13 protein-coding genes and 7 pseudogenes are annotated in these 14,237 nt (G+C 59.8%); 17 read left to right on the forward strand and 3 right to left on the reverse strand.

The genetic code is table 11. The annotated features are described in order from the left end of the window. Positions 1-192: 192 nt before the first annotated feature. Positions 193-783 carry a hypothetical protein gene (locus QCM77_RS05230; RefSeq protein ID WP_279682177.1) on the reverse strand — a complete coding sequence of 197 codons (591 nt, stop codon included), beginning with the start codon at positions 781-783 and terminating at the stop codon, positions 193-195. Between the two features lie 317 nt (positions 784-1,100). Between QCM77_RS05230 and QCM77_RS05235 the strand changes: the two genes are divergently transcribed. The 15 genes and pseudogenes from QCM77_RS05235 (at position 1,101) to QCM77_RS05305 (ending at position 12,241) form a co-directional block, all read left to right on the forward strand. Beyond that, positions 1,101-1,418, forward strand: a complete 318-nt coding sequence (locus QCM77_RS05235; RefSeq protein WP_279682179.1) for an iron-sulfur cluster assembly accessory protein — start codon at positions 1,101-1,103, stop codon at positions 1,416-1,418. A gap of 115 nt (positions 1,419-1,533) precedes the next feature. Beyond that, positions 1,534-1,728, forward strand: a complete 195-nt coding sequence (locus tag QCM77_RS05240; RefSeq protein WP_462804292.1) for a hypothetical protein — start codon at positions 1,534-1,536, stop codon at positions 1,726-1,728. An 18-nt stretch (positions 1,729-1,746) separates the two neighbouring features. Then, positions 1,747-2,940 (forward strand): cysteine desulfurase NifS, encoded by a 1,194-nt coding sequence (nifS, locus tag QCM77_RS05245; RefSeq protein WP_279682183.1) that lies wholly within the window; start codon positions 1,747-1,749, stop codon positions 2,938-2,940. Next, a complete protein-coding gene (nifT, locus tag QCM77_RS05250) occupies positions 2,937-3,158 on the forward strand; it encodes a putative nitrogen fixation protein NifT (protein ID WP_279682185.1) in 222 nt (73 codons plus the stop codon). The genes nifS and nifT overlap by 4 nt, the downstream gene beginning before the upstream one ends. Positions 3,159-3,548: 390 nt before the next feature. Then, the gene (nifB, locus tag QCM77_RS05255) at positions 3,549-5,102 is read left to right on the forward strand and encodes a nitrogenase cofactor biosynthesis protein NifB (RefSeq protein WP_279682373.1); all 1,554 of its coding nucleotides are present in this window, start codon (positions 3,549-3,551) and stop codon (positions 5,100-5,102) included. Between the two features lie 16 nt (positions 5,103-5,118). Beyond that, positions 5,119-5,343 carry a 4Fe-4S dicluster domain-containing protein gene (locus QCM77_RS05260; protein WP_279682187.1) on the forward strand — a complete coding sequence of 75 codons (225 nt, stop codon included), beginning with the start codon at positions 5,119-5,121 and terminating at the stop codon, positions 5,341-5,343. Between the two features lie 324 nt (positions 5,344-5,667). Next, positions 5,668-5,853, forward strand: a complete 186-nt coding sequence (locus QCM77_RS05265; RefSeq protein ID WP_279682188.1) for a hypothetical protein — start codon at positions 5,668-5,670, stop codon at positions 5,851-5,853. Between the two features lie 597 nt (positions 5,854-6,450). Further along, positions 6,451-6,771, forward strand: a complete 321-nt coding sequence (locus QCM77_RS05270; RefSeq protein WP_279682190.1) for a nitrogen fixation protein NifZ — start codon at positions 6,451-6,453, stop codon at positions 6,769-6,771. Further along, positions 6,768-7,022, forward strand: coding sequence for a nitrogen fixation protein NifZ (locus tag QCM77_RS05275; protein ID WP_279682191.1), 255 nt, complete (start codon positions 6,768-6,770; stop codon positions 7,020-7,022). The genes QCM77_RS05270 and QCM77_RS05275 overlap by 4 nt, the downstream gene beginning before the upstream one ends. Beyond that, a complete protein-coding gene (locus QCM77_RS05280) occupies positions 7,019-7,378 on the forward strand; it encodes a DUF3024 domain-containing protein (RefSeq protein ID WP_279682192.1) in 360 nt (119 codons plus the stop codon). Before QCM77_RS05275 ends, QCM77_RS05280 begins: the two co-directional genes overlap by 4 nt. An 11-nt stretch (positions 7,379-7,389) precedes the next feature. Continuing rightward, positions 7,390-7,659 (forward strand): DUF6129 family protein, encoded by a 270-nt coding sequence (locus tag QCM77_RS05285; RefSeq protein WP_347882351.1) that lies wholly within the window; start codon positions 7,390-7,392, stop codon positions 7,657-7,659. A gap of 683 nt (positions 7,660-8,342) precedes the next feature. Beyond that, a pseudogene (locus QCM77_RS05290) lies at positions 8,343-9,023 on the forward strand (IS256 family transposase); the annotation flags it as partial. 263 nt (positions 9,024-9,286) lie between these two features. Beyond that, positions 9,287-10,064: pseudogene (locus tag QCM77_RS05295) on the forward strand (IS5 family transposase). Between the two features lie 58 nt (positions 10,065-10,122). Further along, positions 10,123-11,318: pseudogene (locus tag QCM77_RS05300) on the forward strand (IS701 family transposase); the annotation flags it as partial. A gap of 548 nt (positions 11,319-11,866) precedes the next feature. After that, positions 11,867-12,241, forward strand: coding sequence for a DUF4189 domain-containing protein (locus tag QCM77_RS05305; protein WP_279682194.1), 375 nt, complete (start codon positions 11,867-11,869; stop codon positions 12,239-12,241). A gap of 301 nt (positions 12,242-12,542) precedes the next feature. On the opposite strand, the pseudogene QCM77_RS05310 reads toward QCM77_RS05305, so the two are convergent. Continuing rightward, positions 12,543-12,729, reverse strand: a pseudogene (locus QCM77_RS05310) (transposase); the annotation flags it as partial. On the opposite strand from QCM77_RS05310, the pseudogene trbK-alt reads away from it, so the two are divergent. Next, positions 12,692-12,928: pseudogene (gene trbK-alt / locus QCM77_RS05315) on the forward strand (putative entry exclusion protein TrbK-alt); the annotation flags it as partial. The pseudogenes QCM77_RS05310 and trbK-alt sit on opposite strands and share 38 nt — an antisense overlap. Before the next feature lie 49 nt (positions 12,929-12,977). Beyond that, positions 12,978-13,432: pseudogene (locus tag QCM77_RS05320) on the forward strand (type IV secretion system protein); the annotation flags it as partial. A 136-nt stretch (positions 13,433-13,568) separates the two neighbouring features. On the opposite strand, the pseudogene QCM77_RS05325 reads toward QCM77_RS05320, so the two are convergent. After that, positions 13,569-14,218 (reverse strand): annotated as a pseudogene (locus QCM77_RS05325) (DUF1045 domain-containing protein). Positions 14,219-14,237: the final 19 nt, after the last annotated feature.

Genomic DNA, 14,237 nt, shown 5'->3' on the forward strand with positions numbered 1-14,237 from the left:
ATTGACGACAGTACTCATGACCAACACACGCTTAGCAGAGCGGTCGTGTGATCTCCCAAACGTAGGCCGAGAAGTCCATCACGAGGGTGTCAGAGCCAGTCCCAGGCGAGGCGGTACAGTGACTCACTCTGGGTGCAGTGCCTCTCTCTGCGGCAGACTCGTCGAGCTGGCAAGGGGGTCTGAGGCGATGCCTCAGACCGGGCGGTTTTCGCCTCTGTTCTTCACCGGCTCCATTTTGGCCAAACCGTCCTCGTATGAGATCTCGCTGTATGATCCACCGATGTCCTTGGCCGCGTCGAGCAAGTAGTCGAGCCTACCGGCCGTACCGAACTTCTTGATGTCATTCTTGTCGACGCCGGCGAGGTCCATCATCTCCTTCCACACAGTTGATTCGTCGCAAGGCAGAATGCGGAAGGTGATGTCGCCTATCTTGACGCGGTACTTCGCGAGCAGATCGATGTTGTTGCAGAAGATGAAATAACTGCCTTTGGCGCTCAGCCTGCCATCCAGCACCTTTGCGGCTTCAGGCAGATACGCAAAGGAATGCAGATATCCGGCAAGGACTGGGATGGTCGGCTCGCCTTCCTGCGCGATCGCAAGAACCTGTTCGATGGAATAGTCCGGCGGTCGTTTTTCGTCGGCCAGCTGAGCTTGGAACTTCAGCGCGATGTCGCCCCGGAATCCAAATCGCCCCGACTTCGTTGTCTCACTCTTAAGCACCGCATTCAATAGCCGCCCCTCCTTGTCCAACGGGCCAAGAGCAGTGTTGTCAATCGACGTCATGGAAAGGCTCCTCATCAATGCGTGGTGTGCACGCGTCGCGCAAAGCGACGCGTCCGCTACGCTCATGCAAGTTGTTTGCCGTACGCTATCTCTGCGGCGTTAGCGGCAGCTTGGCGCTATGTGCATGGATACGTGCTGGCAGCGTCGCGAGGTCTTGGCCGGATGACGCGGCGGCCGGCAAGCCTGGTGTCGAAAACCCGACACACAGGTCGCGAATCGAACAGTGGCCGCCTGCAAATCCTTCATTTCAGCTGCATCTCGACTGGCATGGGATTTGCGAAACGTGCCTTGCGACAAGACCTGAAAGCGAGTCAGAAATGATCAACCTAACGGATAACGCCATCAACGCATTGAGGGCCGCAATCTCCACGACAGTGCAGCCGGCGAGCGGTTTGCGGATCATGGTCGATGGCGGCGGCTGCGAAGGGTTCACATACAAGATGGATCTCGCCCATGGGCCGAGCTCCGATGATGCCGTGATCGAGCAGGGCGGCATCAAAGTCTTCGTCGACAGCGCGAGCCAGGCGCATCTCAACGGCACCACGATCGATTTCGTGGTGTCGCCCGAAGGATCGGGGTTCCGGCTCGACAATCATGCCAAGTCGAGCTGCTCCTGCGACAAATCGTGCAGGTGAGCCTGTCCTCGGACCATCCGCAATAGAAGGGCTTCGAAACATGGGCATCAAGACTGCACCAACGAAGCAGCCTCCGATTCCGGAGCCTTCCGATTGCGAGCAAATTGTCGGAGCCGTGCTCGATGAGAATCGGGCGAGCCTCAGGCGTGATCGTGGAGATCGTGAGCTCATCGTCAGGCTGACCGGCGTCTGCATGTCATGCAAGCTTGCGGGCACGACGCTCGCAGCCATTCAGGCGCGTCTGATCGAGCGGCTCGGCGAGTTCGTGCGCCTGATCCCGCTCCCCGGAGCTGCCAAAGTGGGACATTAAGTGCAGAGCGGACAGTCCGTGCGGCCGATCTACCTGGATAACAACGCGACGACCCGCGCTCATCCGTTGGTCGTTGCGGCGATGCTGCCGTTCTTCTCTACACAATTCGGCAATGCGTCGTCCGCGCATGCATTCGGCAGCGAGGTTGCGCCCGCATTGAAACAGGCGCGCCGGAACCTGCAGTCCCTCATTGGCGCGGCATTCGATGACGAGATCGTCTTCACCTCGGGCGGGACTGAATCCGACAACACAGCGATCCTGTCTGCGCTCGCCGTGCAGGAGGGGCGCGACGAGATCGTCACAACGGCCGTTGAGCATCCGGCCGTGCTGTCCCTTGCCGAGGAGTTGGGCCGACGAGGTATCAAGACCCATGTCATTCCGGTCGATGCAAGCGGCCGACTGGACATCGAGACTTATCGCAACGCATTGTCGAGGCGCACGTCAGTCGCCTCGGTCATGTGGGCCAATAATGAGACCGGTACGATCTTTCCGGTGAAGTCCCTCGCCAAGATGGCGCGCTCAGTCGGCGCGCTCTTTCACACCGACGCAGTCCAGGCGGTCGGGCGGATTCCGATTGACCTGAAGGCTACGGACATCGACATGCTGTCGCTTTCCGGCCACAAGCTCCATGGTCCGAAGGGGATCGGCGCGCTCTATGTGCGCAAGGACATCAAGTTCCGGCCGCTGATCTTCGGCGGCGTACAAGAGCGGCGTCGCCGCGCCGGCACCCAAAACGTTCCGGGTATTGTTGGGCTCGGCAAGGCGGCGGAACTCGCTGCGGCACACCTCATACAAGACCAGATGCAGATTGGCGCCCTTCGCGACCGGCTGGAGCAAGGCATTCTCGCTCACGGCTGTTGCATCGTGCTTGGTCATGTCGAGAACCGCTTGCCAAATACGTCTAACATTGCCTTCGAGCATCTCGAGGCAGAGGCCATGGTCCACCACCTGAACCGCAACGGAATTGCCGTCTCACTCGGTTCAGCCTGCGCGTCCGGCTCGATGGAGCCATCCCATGTCCTGCGCGCGATGGGAGTACCACCGGCCTTTTTGCGCGGTGCGGTTCGCTTCTCGCTGTCGCGCGAGACGGCGCCCGATGAGATCGACCGTGTCCTGCAAGTCATGCCGGACATCACTGCCAAACAGAGAGCCTTGTGGCGTGCGTGTCAGGAGCGCGCGGGCGAGAGCTCACAACGTGCGGAGCTCCCATGAAGGTTATGATTCGCCGTTCGCCCGAGACGGGCCTTTCGATTTACGTGCCCAAGAAGGATCTTGAGGAGCCGATCGTCGAATGGGAGCACGAGACGCTGTGGGGCGGTTGGATCAGAATCGCGAACGGCTGGGTGCTCGACCTACCCGCGATGGCGAGTGACACCAGCCTACCAATCACTATCAACGCCAAGAAGCGCGGCGGCGAAGCAACCGAATGATGAATGCTGCGGTTCCACAGAACCTCGCCAACCGGCGGATGCGGAAGCTATTCTTGGCGGGGCGGTCCGGCACCTGGGAGGAACGCGACACCATTCCCCTGGCTTGGGCCTGGCGTGACCGGCCACCCGCCCTTGGTTTTGCCAAGGGCATAGGTGAAGCAGCCAACCCGTCGTCAAAACAACGCTGCCAGCGCTCTTGTGATCGCAATGTCTGTCAGCTTTCCAACATGAGTTGTAAAATTCACATTCGAGCGGGCGTTACCTAACTACTTGACGCAAACCGCAAAAGTCATTTGTGGCAGGCATGGCACGCCAGTTGCTCTTAGCTTTTCAGAAACGAGTCTGAGGATGCTGGCCGGAATGGTTCGGCTTGCGAATAGAATTGGAAAAATGAGTACTTCAGCGCAACACCAGGTATCCTGCGGCGGCGGCGAAATCAGCGAGACCATGCAAGCGGTCACTAAGCACAAGGGCTGCGGTACCATCGGCGGCAGCGGGAAGGCGAGCTGCGGATCTCAGACTGGCATCGGCAATCTGCCAAATGAGATTTGGGAAAAGGTGAAGAACCATCCCTGCTACAGCGAGGAGGCGCACCACCATTATGCCCGCATGCATGTCGCGGTCGCACCCGCCTGCAATATCCAGTGCAATTACTGCAATCGTAAATACGATTGCGCCAACGAATCGCGCCCCGGCATTGTCAGCGAGAAGTTGACGCCGGAGCAGGCCGCCAAGAAGGTGCTGGCGGTCGCTTCCGCGATCCCTCAGATGAGCGTGGTCGGCGTTGCCGGCCCTGGCGATCCGCTAGCGAATCCAGACAAGACATTCAAGACGTTCGAGCTTGTGAACAAGCTCGCGCCAGGTATCAAGCTGTGCCTCTCGACGAACGGTCTTGCGCTAGCCGATCATGTCGACACGATCGCAAGACTTAAGGTCGACCACGTGACGATCACGATCAACATGATCGATCCCGAAATTGGTGCAAAGATCTATCCTTGGATCTTTTACCGCCATAAGCGCTACACCGGCGTTGAAGCTGCAAGCATCCTTAGCAATCGGCAGCTCCAGGGCGTGGAGAGGCTCACCGAGCGCGGCATCTTGTGCAAAGTCAACTCGGTGATGATTCCCGGAATTAACGATCAGCATCTGGTTGAAGTGAACAAGGCTGTGAAGTCGCGCGGAGCCTTCCTGCATAACGTGATGCCGCTGATATCGTCGCCCGAGCACGGCACCGTGTTCGGTCTCAGGGGGCAACGCGGCCCGACCGCACAGGAAGTGACAGCGTTGCAAAATAGCTGCGAAAGCAAGGTGAACATGATGCGTCATTGTCGCCAGTGCCGGGCCGACGCCGTTGGGCTGCTCGGAGAGGACCGCGGCTCGGAGTTCACCATGGAAAAGATCGTGGCGATGGACATCAAATACGACGAGCAGCCCCGAAAGGAGTATCAGGCCAAAGTCGAGAAAGCGCGCATCACAAAGCTTGCGGCCAAGCAGGAGGAACTTGCGGGGCTCGCCAGCGCTTCCAGCGAAATCAAAGTGCTGGTGGCGGTTGCAACCAAGGGCTCGGGATTGGTCAACCAGCACTTCGGTCACGCTAAGGAGTTCCAGATCTACGAGCTCTCGACTTCAGGCGCGAAATTCGTTGGTCATCGTCCTATCCATCCCTATTGCCAGGGCGGCCATGGCGAGGACAGCAAGCTCGAAATCGCCATCGGCGCCATCAAGGATTGCCACGCCGTATTCGTGTCAAAGATCGGCGCTTGCCCGAAGGCCGAATTGATCAAGGCCGGCATCGAGCCCGTCGATCAGTACGCCTGCGAGTTCATCGATGCCTCGGCGATCGCCTGGTTCAAACTCTATCTCGATAAAGTCAATGAGGGGAAGATCAAGCACGTTGAGCGGGTCGATCCGGCCCGCCACAATGCGCTGATTTCCGCCGCCTGAAGGATGGGTTCAGACAATGCCGTTCAAGATCATCGCCTGGCAATGCACGGGCTGTTCAGCGTGCGAAACGCAATGCCCAAATCTCGCTATTTCCGAAGTAGCCGGCGCTTTCCAGATCGATTCGGAGCAATGCACCGAGTGCGACGGCTACTTTGACGAACCGCAATGCGTGGCGGTTTGTCCGGTTGACAACACATGCGTGCTCGACCCAGCACTGCCACGCCATCGGGCGCCCTCTTGAGGACCACAACATGGATGTCACCACGACACGAACGGTTCAGAAACTCGGGCGGATGATGCCTCGCCTTGACGAGGCGTTGACCGCGGCTGTCGCCCTCCCAAACCGGGCGGACGGCTCGCCCTGGTCGCCGACTTTTTCGCCAGTTGGCAAACCATATTCTGGCGACGCGAACGTCGAGGGCAACGCGTTAAGCTATTCCTGCCGGCCCGAAGGTCGCGTTCTTGAGCGTCGAGGATCGATTTCGCCGATGGGGCCACCAAGAGCGGACCCGTCTTGCGCGATATCAATCCAGTGACCTCAGCCATCATTGAATAGGCGACATTCATGCTGGAGGTCTTCTTCAGTCGGTCATCCGAGCGAAACGAGGGCGTCCTCATCGAGTCCTGTGTTGGTCGCACGGTGTCGAGCCGGCCGAGCTTCATCGCAGGGCGGCAGGGTTATCCTATCACCTCGATGAAGGTGCAGCAAATCAACCTGCGCCAAGCCAAGGCGTTCGTGATGCGGACATGATTTGCTGCCGACCGGCGCGGTCGTGCCACCAAGCTCGAATTCGGCTGCTATGAGAGTACCTCGCGTGGGTCTTCGTATTCTCGCTCAAGGCTTGTTGCCCACTTGGAGATGCGTCTCGGGCAACTCGACGAAGGACGCCGGTTGTCGAGAGACTGCGGTTGCGGTCCCGCGCACAAGATTGGCGCCAAGGTTTGTGAGGCACGCTCGAGCCGATGGGGGGACCATGAGTGATGTCATCCACGATGCCCTCAGTTGCCGGGGCAATCAGGTCGATTGTGGAGGCTGTGCGTCTCGCGCGGAACCGCACTGCTTGCTGCCGGCTCAAGCTCGTTGCGTCAACGACGGACTCGCTTGCATCATCGGCGGCTTCCTCAATATCAATCATAGGCTCGCGGATCGCCATCTCAAGCATCCGTTTTGGGGTGCGGGCCTTGATGTTGACGCACCGTCATGACCGTTGGCTCATCCAATGCGTGGTCACAACCCGCGCCGCGGTGCGGGAATCGACGGAGTTGGTCGAGGATCATGATAGGGCGGTCCGTAACGCCGGCGCTCGCGAGGCACGGTACGGTTGAAGCATGGAACGGGGACGGCAGCATGAGTAACATCGCCCGTGATAGTGACATCGTCGAGTTGACGGACGCGCCTTTCTTTGATTATGGCGACAAGGTGCGGGCCAACCGCCGCATCCGCAATGACGGCACCTATATGGGCAAGGAGATCGGTGAGGTTCTCGTCAAGAAAGGCGAGCTTGGCTATGTCGTCTCGATCGGCACGTTCCTGCAACAATTTTATATCTATGGGGTCGAATTCCTCGAATCCGGCTATCGCGTCGGCATGAAACGCAAAGAGCTTGATCTAGTCACGCGAAGCCACAGAGGCGAGGAGCCTTGCTTGTCAGGAGGGGGACCCAGATGATCGAACCAAGGTTGCCAAAATACCGCTCAGGCCAACGTGTCGAGGCGGCAATCGATCTGCTCAACGACGGTTCCTTTCCCGACGCCTCGGCGGAAGAGTGTCTGGTCAGCGTCGGACACATTGGTGAGATCGTCCAGGTCGGTCTCCATACGGAAGCGAACCTACCCATCTATATGGTCGACTTCGGCAAGCAGTTGGTGGTTGGCTGCCTCGAAGCAGAGATCTCCGCCGTCCAGGACATCGCGCAATGAACGCCGCCATCATCAGACAACATCATTCCGGATTGCCTGCGCATCCCAACGAGCTCGACCGGTGGCGGATCGTGCGCGCGCTGACGAGCCGCGAGCGCTACCGATATGTCTCGCCAAAGGTGACACCGGTTGCTGGCGGCTATCTTGTCGAGAGCCGGTGCTGCTCAGGCAATATCGATGCGGAGGGAGGCCTCGTCGATGTCGCGCTGTTGCACCACGATAAGACTGGGGCGGCATGGCAGCTGTTCCGCAAAGATCACGGCAAGGGCGTCTGGGAGTGGCATTCGACCCATCAACGGCTTGGCTTGGCGACAGCGGTTCTGAACGCCGACCCTGAACGTTTGTTCTGGCAATAAGGATTATGGAGATGGTGCTCGCAGCAGGCGAATTGACGAACATCGAGCAGACGCTCGCCGCTATCGATACAGCGTCTGAGCCCTGCCTCACGCTCCGGGAGAAATTTCCACATCTAGCCTGGATTTGTTGCGAGGCCTCTGACATGACGCAGAGTCCGATCCGCCGCGTTGGACAGTTCGACCTGCATCTGCTCGACAGTAGCGGTCAGTGTGCACAGATTACGAATAATCCGCAGCGTGCCACCGGCATTTTGCTTGCCAAGCGCTCTGGCAACTCATGATCAAGTAATCGCCTGCCGGTGACAAACTCAGCCAGGACGGCTAGGCTCGCCGGTTGTTTACGCATGCGGTAGTGACCAGCCCGGGAAATATCACGAAGCTCGTTCGTCGGGTCCATGAGACTGGGGCAGGCGATCGTTCCCCGCAGCGGAATTGCCCGGCTATCTCAACGTGGCTAATTAGGTCAGGAATACTGCGGCAGAACAATTAGGACCGGCGAGCCGTGCTCAATCAGTCGACGAGGATCTGGTATCGCAAGATTTGCCCTTGTGAGAACTTTCACTTAAAGGCGCTTTCCTTCGGAAAATAGGACAAGACGTTCGCGCGGTAACGCCGTGCACTCGCCGTGGAGGCCGGTTGATGATGCGCGCGCGCAAGTGAGGCGTGCGAGTGTCCCGACTGATCCAGCGCACTTAATACTGGCGCCTAGTATCTTTGTACGAAATGTTTGGTGAGCTGAGGTCGGAGCATTCAAGCTCGAGTTGTCTTTCGAAGACGCATCGAGCGTCCCTTCTTTATGGCTTGATTGGTCGTGTCCCCGGTGGTGGTGTAGCTCGGTAGAGCAAAGCCGCCCGGACGCGCGCGCACAAATAGCGCCGTAGCGGGCGGGCGGCTTTGCGGTGGTCACCGGCAGTTCTCCGGTAGGATCGGGTTGCGACACGCCAACGCAACCGAGGAACCACCGATGACCGACGACATGATGAACCTGCGCACGCTGGTAGAGAAGACCCCCGACGCCGATCTGCTGCGCGAGATGATCGGCTTTGCCGCCCAGCGCCTGATGGAGCTGGAAGTGGGAGGCCAGACCGGGGCGGCCTATGGCGAGAAGAATCCCGAACGCCTGGCCCAGCGCAACGGTTACCGCGACCGGATCTGGGAGACCCGTGCCGGCGCCGTCGAGCTGCGCATCCCCAAGCTGCGCAAGGGCTCCTACTTCCCAGGCTTCCTGGAGCCGCGCCGCATGGCCGAAAAGGCGCTCACGGCCGTGGTGCAGGAGGCCTATGTGCAGGGCGTTTCGACCCGCTCGGTCGACGATCTGGTGCAGGCCATGGGCATGACCGGCATCTCCAAGAGCAAGGTGAGCCGACTGTGCGGCGAGATCGACGACAAGGTGAAGGCCTTCCTCGCCCGTCCGATCGAGGGCCACTGGCCGTATCTGTGGATCGACGCCACGTACGTGAAGGTGCGCCAGAATGGCCGCATCGTCTCAGTCGCGGTGATTGTCGCGGTCGGCGTCAACAGCGACGGCCGGCGCGAGGTTCTCGGCATGGACATCGGGCCGTCCGAGGCCGAGACGTTCTGGACGGCGTTCCTGCGCAAGCTCGCCCGCCGCGGTGTGCGCGGCGTCAAGCTCGTCGTGTCCGAGGGGCAGCTCGCGCCATGAACGAGCTGACTGGTCTGCCGATAGACCGGCCCGCTTGGCCCAGACCTCATCGGTTGTCATGGTTTTAATCAGCGACTGATAAAGGCGCGTCTGTGAATATAGATCTACCACCCGGAAATGCGGTGTCCGCGAGCGTGCCTGCGGATCATCAGCTCGGCCGGCAGACGTCATTCGGCGCGAAGCTGTCTCTCGCTGCTAGGCTCTGAACCTAAATAGCGCCACGTGATTCTCTTGCCTCCGTGTTCTTGATTCGGGCGCGAGACAATGCGCGCGGGGTTGTTTTGGTTGAATGATAGGCAATGGACTCGTATCGAACCTCATCTGCCGACGGCACTGACGGGGCCGGATCGGGACGACGATCGGCGCATCATCAGCGGTATTGTTCACATGCTGCAATCGGGTGCGCGATGGCGTGATTGTCCGCGCGAATACGTCCTTACACGATGATCTACAACCGCTTCAATCGCTGGGCCAAGCGCGAACGATGGTGCGCAATGTTTCAAGCACTGCTCAAAACTGGCAAAGATGCCGTCGTGCTATCGCTCGACTCGACTTCGATCAAAGCTCATCGGCGTGCCTCCGGCGGAAAAGGGGGAGCACAATCAGGCAATCGGCCGCTCGCGGGGAGGCCGTACGACAAAAATCCATGCGCTGAGCGATCCGCTCTGCCGACCGGTCGTCGTGCACCTGACCCACAGGTCAGGATGCCGACATCGCTGCCGCGCCCGATGTTCTGGCGCTCGCACCGCCCATGAGCGCGCTGCTGGCTGACAAAGGGTACGACGGCGACAACCTTCGGCCGAAATCGCTGGTCGCGGCGCCAAGCCCGTCATTCCCAATAAATCCAACCGTGTCGTCATTCATCATTTCAACGAACGCGCCTACGGAGGCCGAAATGTCATCGAACGCTGCTTTTGCCGGCTCAAGGACTTCCGCTGCATCGCCACATGATACGACAAGCTCGCCCGGAATTTCTTGGCCGCTGTTCAGCTCGCCGCTCTCGTCGCATATTGGCTCAATTGAGTCTGTACCCTAGCATTACAGTTGCCTTTTTTGCGGGCTTCTGAATCCATGGGCAACCATGATTCGGATGTCGTGGGCGCGGGCCGCGTCGGTTGAGGAGACGCTTGCGTTGTGGGCGGCGTCGCTTCGAGAGATCAAGCAACGGATACGTCCGTTGTTCACGCAAGAGCGTGTTGCGACGAATGCAGGTCTATTCCTGGAAGGTCTGCTCGGAGATGAGCAGCGCAAGACCGGTTGGATGCGCGCGGAGGCGGCTGGCGATCCCGGCCCATGGCGGCAGCAGGCGATTCTGGGTCGTGGAGACTGGGACGCGGATGCGCTGCGCGATATCGTGCACGACTATGTCATCGAGCATTTGGCGGATGACGATGCGGTGCTGGTGATCGACGAGACCGGTTTTCTCAAACAGGGCAAAGCGTCATGCGGAGTGGCGCGGCAATACACTGGTTCGGCAGGGAAGATCACGAACTGCCAGATCGGCGTCTTCGCTGCCTACGTTTCGCGTCATGGCCATGCGTTCATCGATCGCGCGTTGTATCTTCCGAAGGAATGGACCGACGATCCAGATCGTCTGGAAGCCACATATGTGCCTGCCGATGTCGGCTTTGCGACCAAACCAAAGCTTGCGACGCGAATGATCGCGCGCGCGATAGCCGCGTCTGTACCATTCAAGTGGGTTGCCGGTGATACCGTCTACGGTGTTGGCAACATCGAGCAGCAACTACGTCGGGCAGGCAAAGGCTACGTGCTTGGGGTCAGCAGCGCTCATGTGTTTCGATCCTGGGGCAAGCGACCGCCGGTCGCCGGTACGGCTGCAGACCTCGCCCGGACGCGGCGCTCATCCGACTGGAAGCGCCTGTCGGCGGGAGCCGGAACCAAAGGACCGCGGCTGCACGATTGGTGTTATCTCGAATTGGCCGATCTCGAGGCCGAGCCATTCAACAGTACAAATGACGGTTTGTGGACACGCGGTCTACTGATCCGTCGTCGCATCGCCGATGATGACCTCGCCTTCTTCACCACCTGGTGCCCAGCGGGAACAGCCATTGAAACGCTGGTCGCGAAGGCCATCGATGGGCGATCGAGGACAGCTTTGAAACCGCGAAAAACGAGTTCGGGCTCGATCACAACGAGAGCAGATCCTGGCATGGCTGGCACCGTCATGTGTCCTTGGTGATGCTCGCCTTCGCCATGATGGCCGCGATCCGACATCGCGCTAATCCGCCACCGCCCAAAAAAACGAAACGGCGCCCCCGGCAAAAGCCAAAGCATCACCACCCCACCACTGATCCGTTGGTCAATCCAGGAAATCCGTCGCATTGCTATCAGACTTGCGCGAAAGCGGATTCAACCCGCACACATCATCGCATGGTCCTTCTGGCGCAGAGCTCACCAGGCTGCCGCTCAACGCGCCCACTTCAAATCAAAAAAGCAACTGTAATGCTAGTTTGCTGTAAGCGGGGCGAGACCGTGAAATCCTCTTGCAGCTGTTGGCGGTAGCCCACCGCAAGTCTCCCAGGGTGCCGCGCGCATTGCCAAAAAGGAATTGCCTTCAACCCGGATCAAGTCCGTGGGGCAAGGTCCGGATGCGTCAGCCCCTCGATCCTTGTCCGCTTTCTGACGGCGGTGCACAAAGCTGTGAGATTCAAAACACCGTGCGCCGTTTGCGTATCGCGAACTGTTTCAAAGCACAATCAGGCGCTTAGTGCGCGCGAGGAGCGCTGGCACGGCCCTTGCTGTATCTCGCCGTAGGGCAATAGGCGCCAATCGGTGCGATGCTCAAATCCAAATGGAGAAAGTGAATGCGTAAACTAACAATCGGCGTCCTCGCGCTGTTCATTTCAAACACTACCGCGTTCGCCGGCTCCGGGGCCATCGCGTACTCTAAACCAGATGACGTGGTCGGTGTCTCGCACGGGTGTAGATCACAAAGGGGCGCTAAACGATGGGCCCTGCTCGACTGTCGCCGCAACGGCGGCTCGGATTGCCAAATCGAAGCTTACGAAAACAACGCTTGCGCCGCCGTTGCCATAGGCAATGGACGCGCGCTGGGACGTGCGTGGTGGTCCCACCCATTTGGTGAATTTGAAGAGGAGCTATCGCAGCAAGGCGCGGTGGCCAGATGCAATGAGACCGGCGACGAGGACTGCAAGCTGCGGGCCAGGGTTTGCCACTAAGGCCCATCAGTAAGCCAAGGGCCTAAGGAAGGAGGTCAGGCGTACCCAAATTCGCAGCAGACATATCCAGCCGAACCCCGCGACTGAAGAGATTTCTTTGCGTCAAGTTCAGTAAAATCGATCATGGGATCCGGCCGAGCCATCCCCTCCGAGCCGCCGTCGCTCGCCTCACCCAGAAGCGCAGCAGGCGAGCGACGGCGGCGGAGAGGGGTGGCGTCCATCCCTTTAATAGGCCCGAGCATTGTCAGGCCGCCTGGCGTAGGGCCTCCTTCTTGTGGTCCTTCAAGAGATCCATGTTCAGCTAGCCACGGTCGTCGAGCCAAGGCTCACGATTCGACGGTCAACGCACGGACGAGCCGTAGACCGCTCTCGCCATTGGGGAAGATACGCACCACATAGGTGCGTCGCCTGATCTCCTCGTTGAGCCGCTCCAGCATGTTGGTTGACTTCATGTGCTTGCGGTGTGCCGGCGGCAGGCGGAAGTGGGTGTCCGCCATCCATCGCAGTCCCGCGCCACAACCTAGATCCGACGCTCCTGCTGTCTCCACGCCCGACGATCTCTCGCCAAGCTGCACCGCTGCCGCGCGCTTGGCCCCCCAGGATGCCGAAGATCCGCATTGCCAGGCGGTCTGGGACGAGAACCGCGCGCGCTTGTTAGGCAGGCCGGCGCGGCCCGTGCCGCAACAGGCCGCGCCAGCCACACCGTCGACGACGAACGCTGCGGAGGGAGATAACGATGCACAATGTCGGCGTCATCGACACCTTCCTCAACACCTTCACGACCTATATCGATTCAGGCTTCGGCCTGATCCAAGGCGAGATCACTTCTCTCGCCTCGACGCTGATCGTCATCGACATCACCTTGGCCGGCCGTTCTGGGCGTGGGGCGCCGACGAAGGCATCCTCCAGCGGCTGGTGAAGAAGACGCTCTACATCGGACTCTTCGCCCTCAACACCTTCTCGGGCGTCATGTTCAATAGCTTCGCCGGCCTTGGCCTGAAGGCCGGCGGCTCCTCCATCTCGACAGCCGATTTCCTGGGGCCCGGCCGGCTCGCGCAGGTCGGTCTCGACGCGCGGCACCCACTGCTGGACACCGCAAGCCAGATGATGGGCTTCGCCAGCTTCTTTGCAGTTGCGGTGCTGATGGTGTCCTGGCTCCTGGTCGTGATCGCCTTCTTCATTCTGGCGGTGCCGTCGGCATCGGCACCGGACTGTCTCGCAGTTCACCACCACCTGTGGCGGTGGCCAGCCGACGATCGAGCAGGCGCTTCTGTCGTGCTCGCCGCACAGCCATGCTCGACCCCGGCGCCCGGCGGAGGTCATGATCTCATACCGCCTCCTTGAGGAGGCTGCGGCTCCTCAAGGTAGATTGCGACCGGACGACAAAGTCCGCGCCCGAATGTATCTGAACAAAGAGGGAAAGAGCATTGATGCTATAGTCTTCGGAGAGCAAGGTCCCGAAGACCGTATCCAACTCCCGCCGCACTTCAGGCTGGCTCTCGGCGAGAACGAAATCGGTCAGGGTCATGTGGAAGCGGAAGTGATCGAAAACGTACGGGTAGCCCCATCGCACAAGATTAGTGGTCTCGATGTCGTCAAGCGTACCGCACAAACATCGTTGAAACTCGTCCGGACTCGCCGGCGCTCGAAACAGTCGAACTCTTCGACGATGCAAGAGGCAACGCCCTGCAACGTGGAAGTCGGGTTCACAGGAATTAGCGCAAAGACGCCACCCAGCAGATCGATTTTCGGAGGACCGATCGGCATGAAGGCCAAGCTGTCACGAACGCGGAGCGACCGCACCAATTCCTCGACGGAATACCCCTCCTTCAGCTGGAACGGCGCCTTGAGCGTCGCGTGGAAGCCGGAGCGGCGGAGCGCAGTGGTAAGAGCACCGCGAATTTGGTTCGTAGTAGCAGCCTCGAGTCCAGCCGACGCCACGGGCGAGCATCCGCAAAGGCGTCGCGCCCAAGCCACGTTCTCGCTGTTACCGTCA

The sequence above is a fragment of the Bradyrhizobium nivariense genome (assembly GCF_029846695.2).
GTDB lineage: Bacteria > Pseudomonadota > Alphaproteobacteria > Rhizobiales > Xanthobacteraceae > Bradyrhizobium.

Bases quoted from the DNA above. Each gene is read 5' to 3' on its own strand.
- QCM77_RS05270 (WP_279682190.1), top strand. From the start codon at position 6,451: ATGAGTAACATCGCCCGTGATAGTGACATCGTCGAGTTGACGGACGCG.
- nifB (WP_279682373.1), top strand. From the start codon at position 3,549: ATGAGTACTTCAGCGCAACACCAGGTATCCTGCGGCGGCGGCGAAATC.
- QCM77_RS05230 (WP_279682177.1), bottom strand. From the start codon at position 783: ATGACGTCGATTGACAACACTGCTCTTGGCCCGTTGGACAAGGAGGGG.
- QCM77_RS05280 (WP_279682192.1), top strand. From the start codon at position 7,019: ATGAACGCCGCCATCATCAGACAACATCATTCCGGATTGCCTGCGCAT.
- QCM77_RS05235 (WP_279682179.1), top strand. From the start codon at position 1,101: ATGATCAACCTAACGGATAACGCCATCAACGCATTGAGGGCCGCAATC.
- QCM77_RS05260 (WP_279682187.1), top strand. From the start codon at position 5,119: ATGCCGTTCAAGATCATCGCCTGGCAATGCACGGGCTGTTCAGCGTGC.
- QCM77_RS05285 (WP_347882351.1), top strand. From the start codon at position 7,390: ATGGTGCTCGCAGCAGGCGAATTGACGAACATCGAGCAGACGCTCGCC.
- nifT (WP_279682185.1), top strand. From the start codon at position 2,937: ATGAAGGTTATGATTCGCCGTTCGCCCGAGACGGGCCTTTCGATTTAC.
- QCM77_RS05265 (WP_279682188.1), top strand. From the start codon at position 5,668: ATGCTGGAGGTCTTCTTCAGTCGGTCATCCGAGCGAAACGAGGGCGTC.
- QCM77_RS05275 (WP_279682191.1), top strand. From the start codon at position 6,768: ATGATCGAACCAAGGTTGCCAAAATACCGCTCAGGCCAACGTGTCGAG.
- QCM77_RS05305 (WP_279682194.1), top strand. From the start codon at position 11,867: ATGCGTAAACTAACAATCGGCGTCCTCGCGCTGTTCATTTCAAACACT.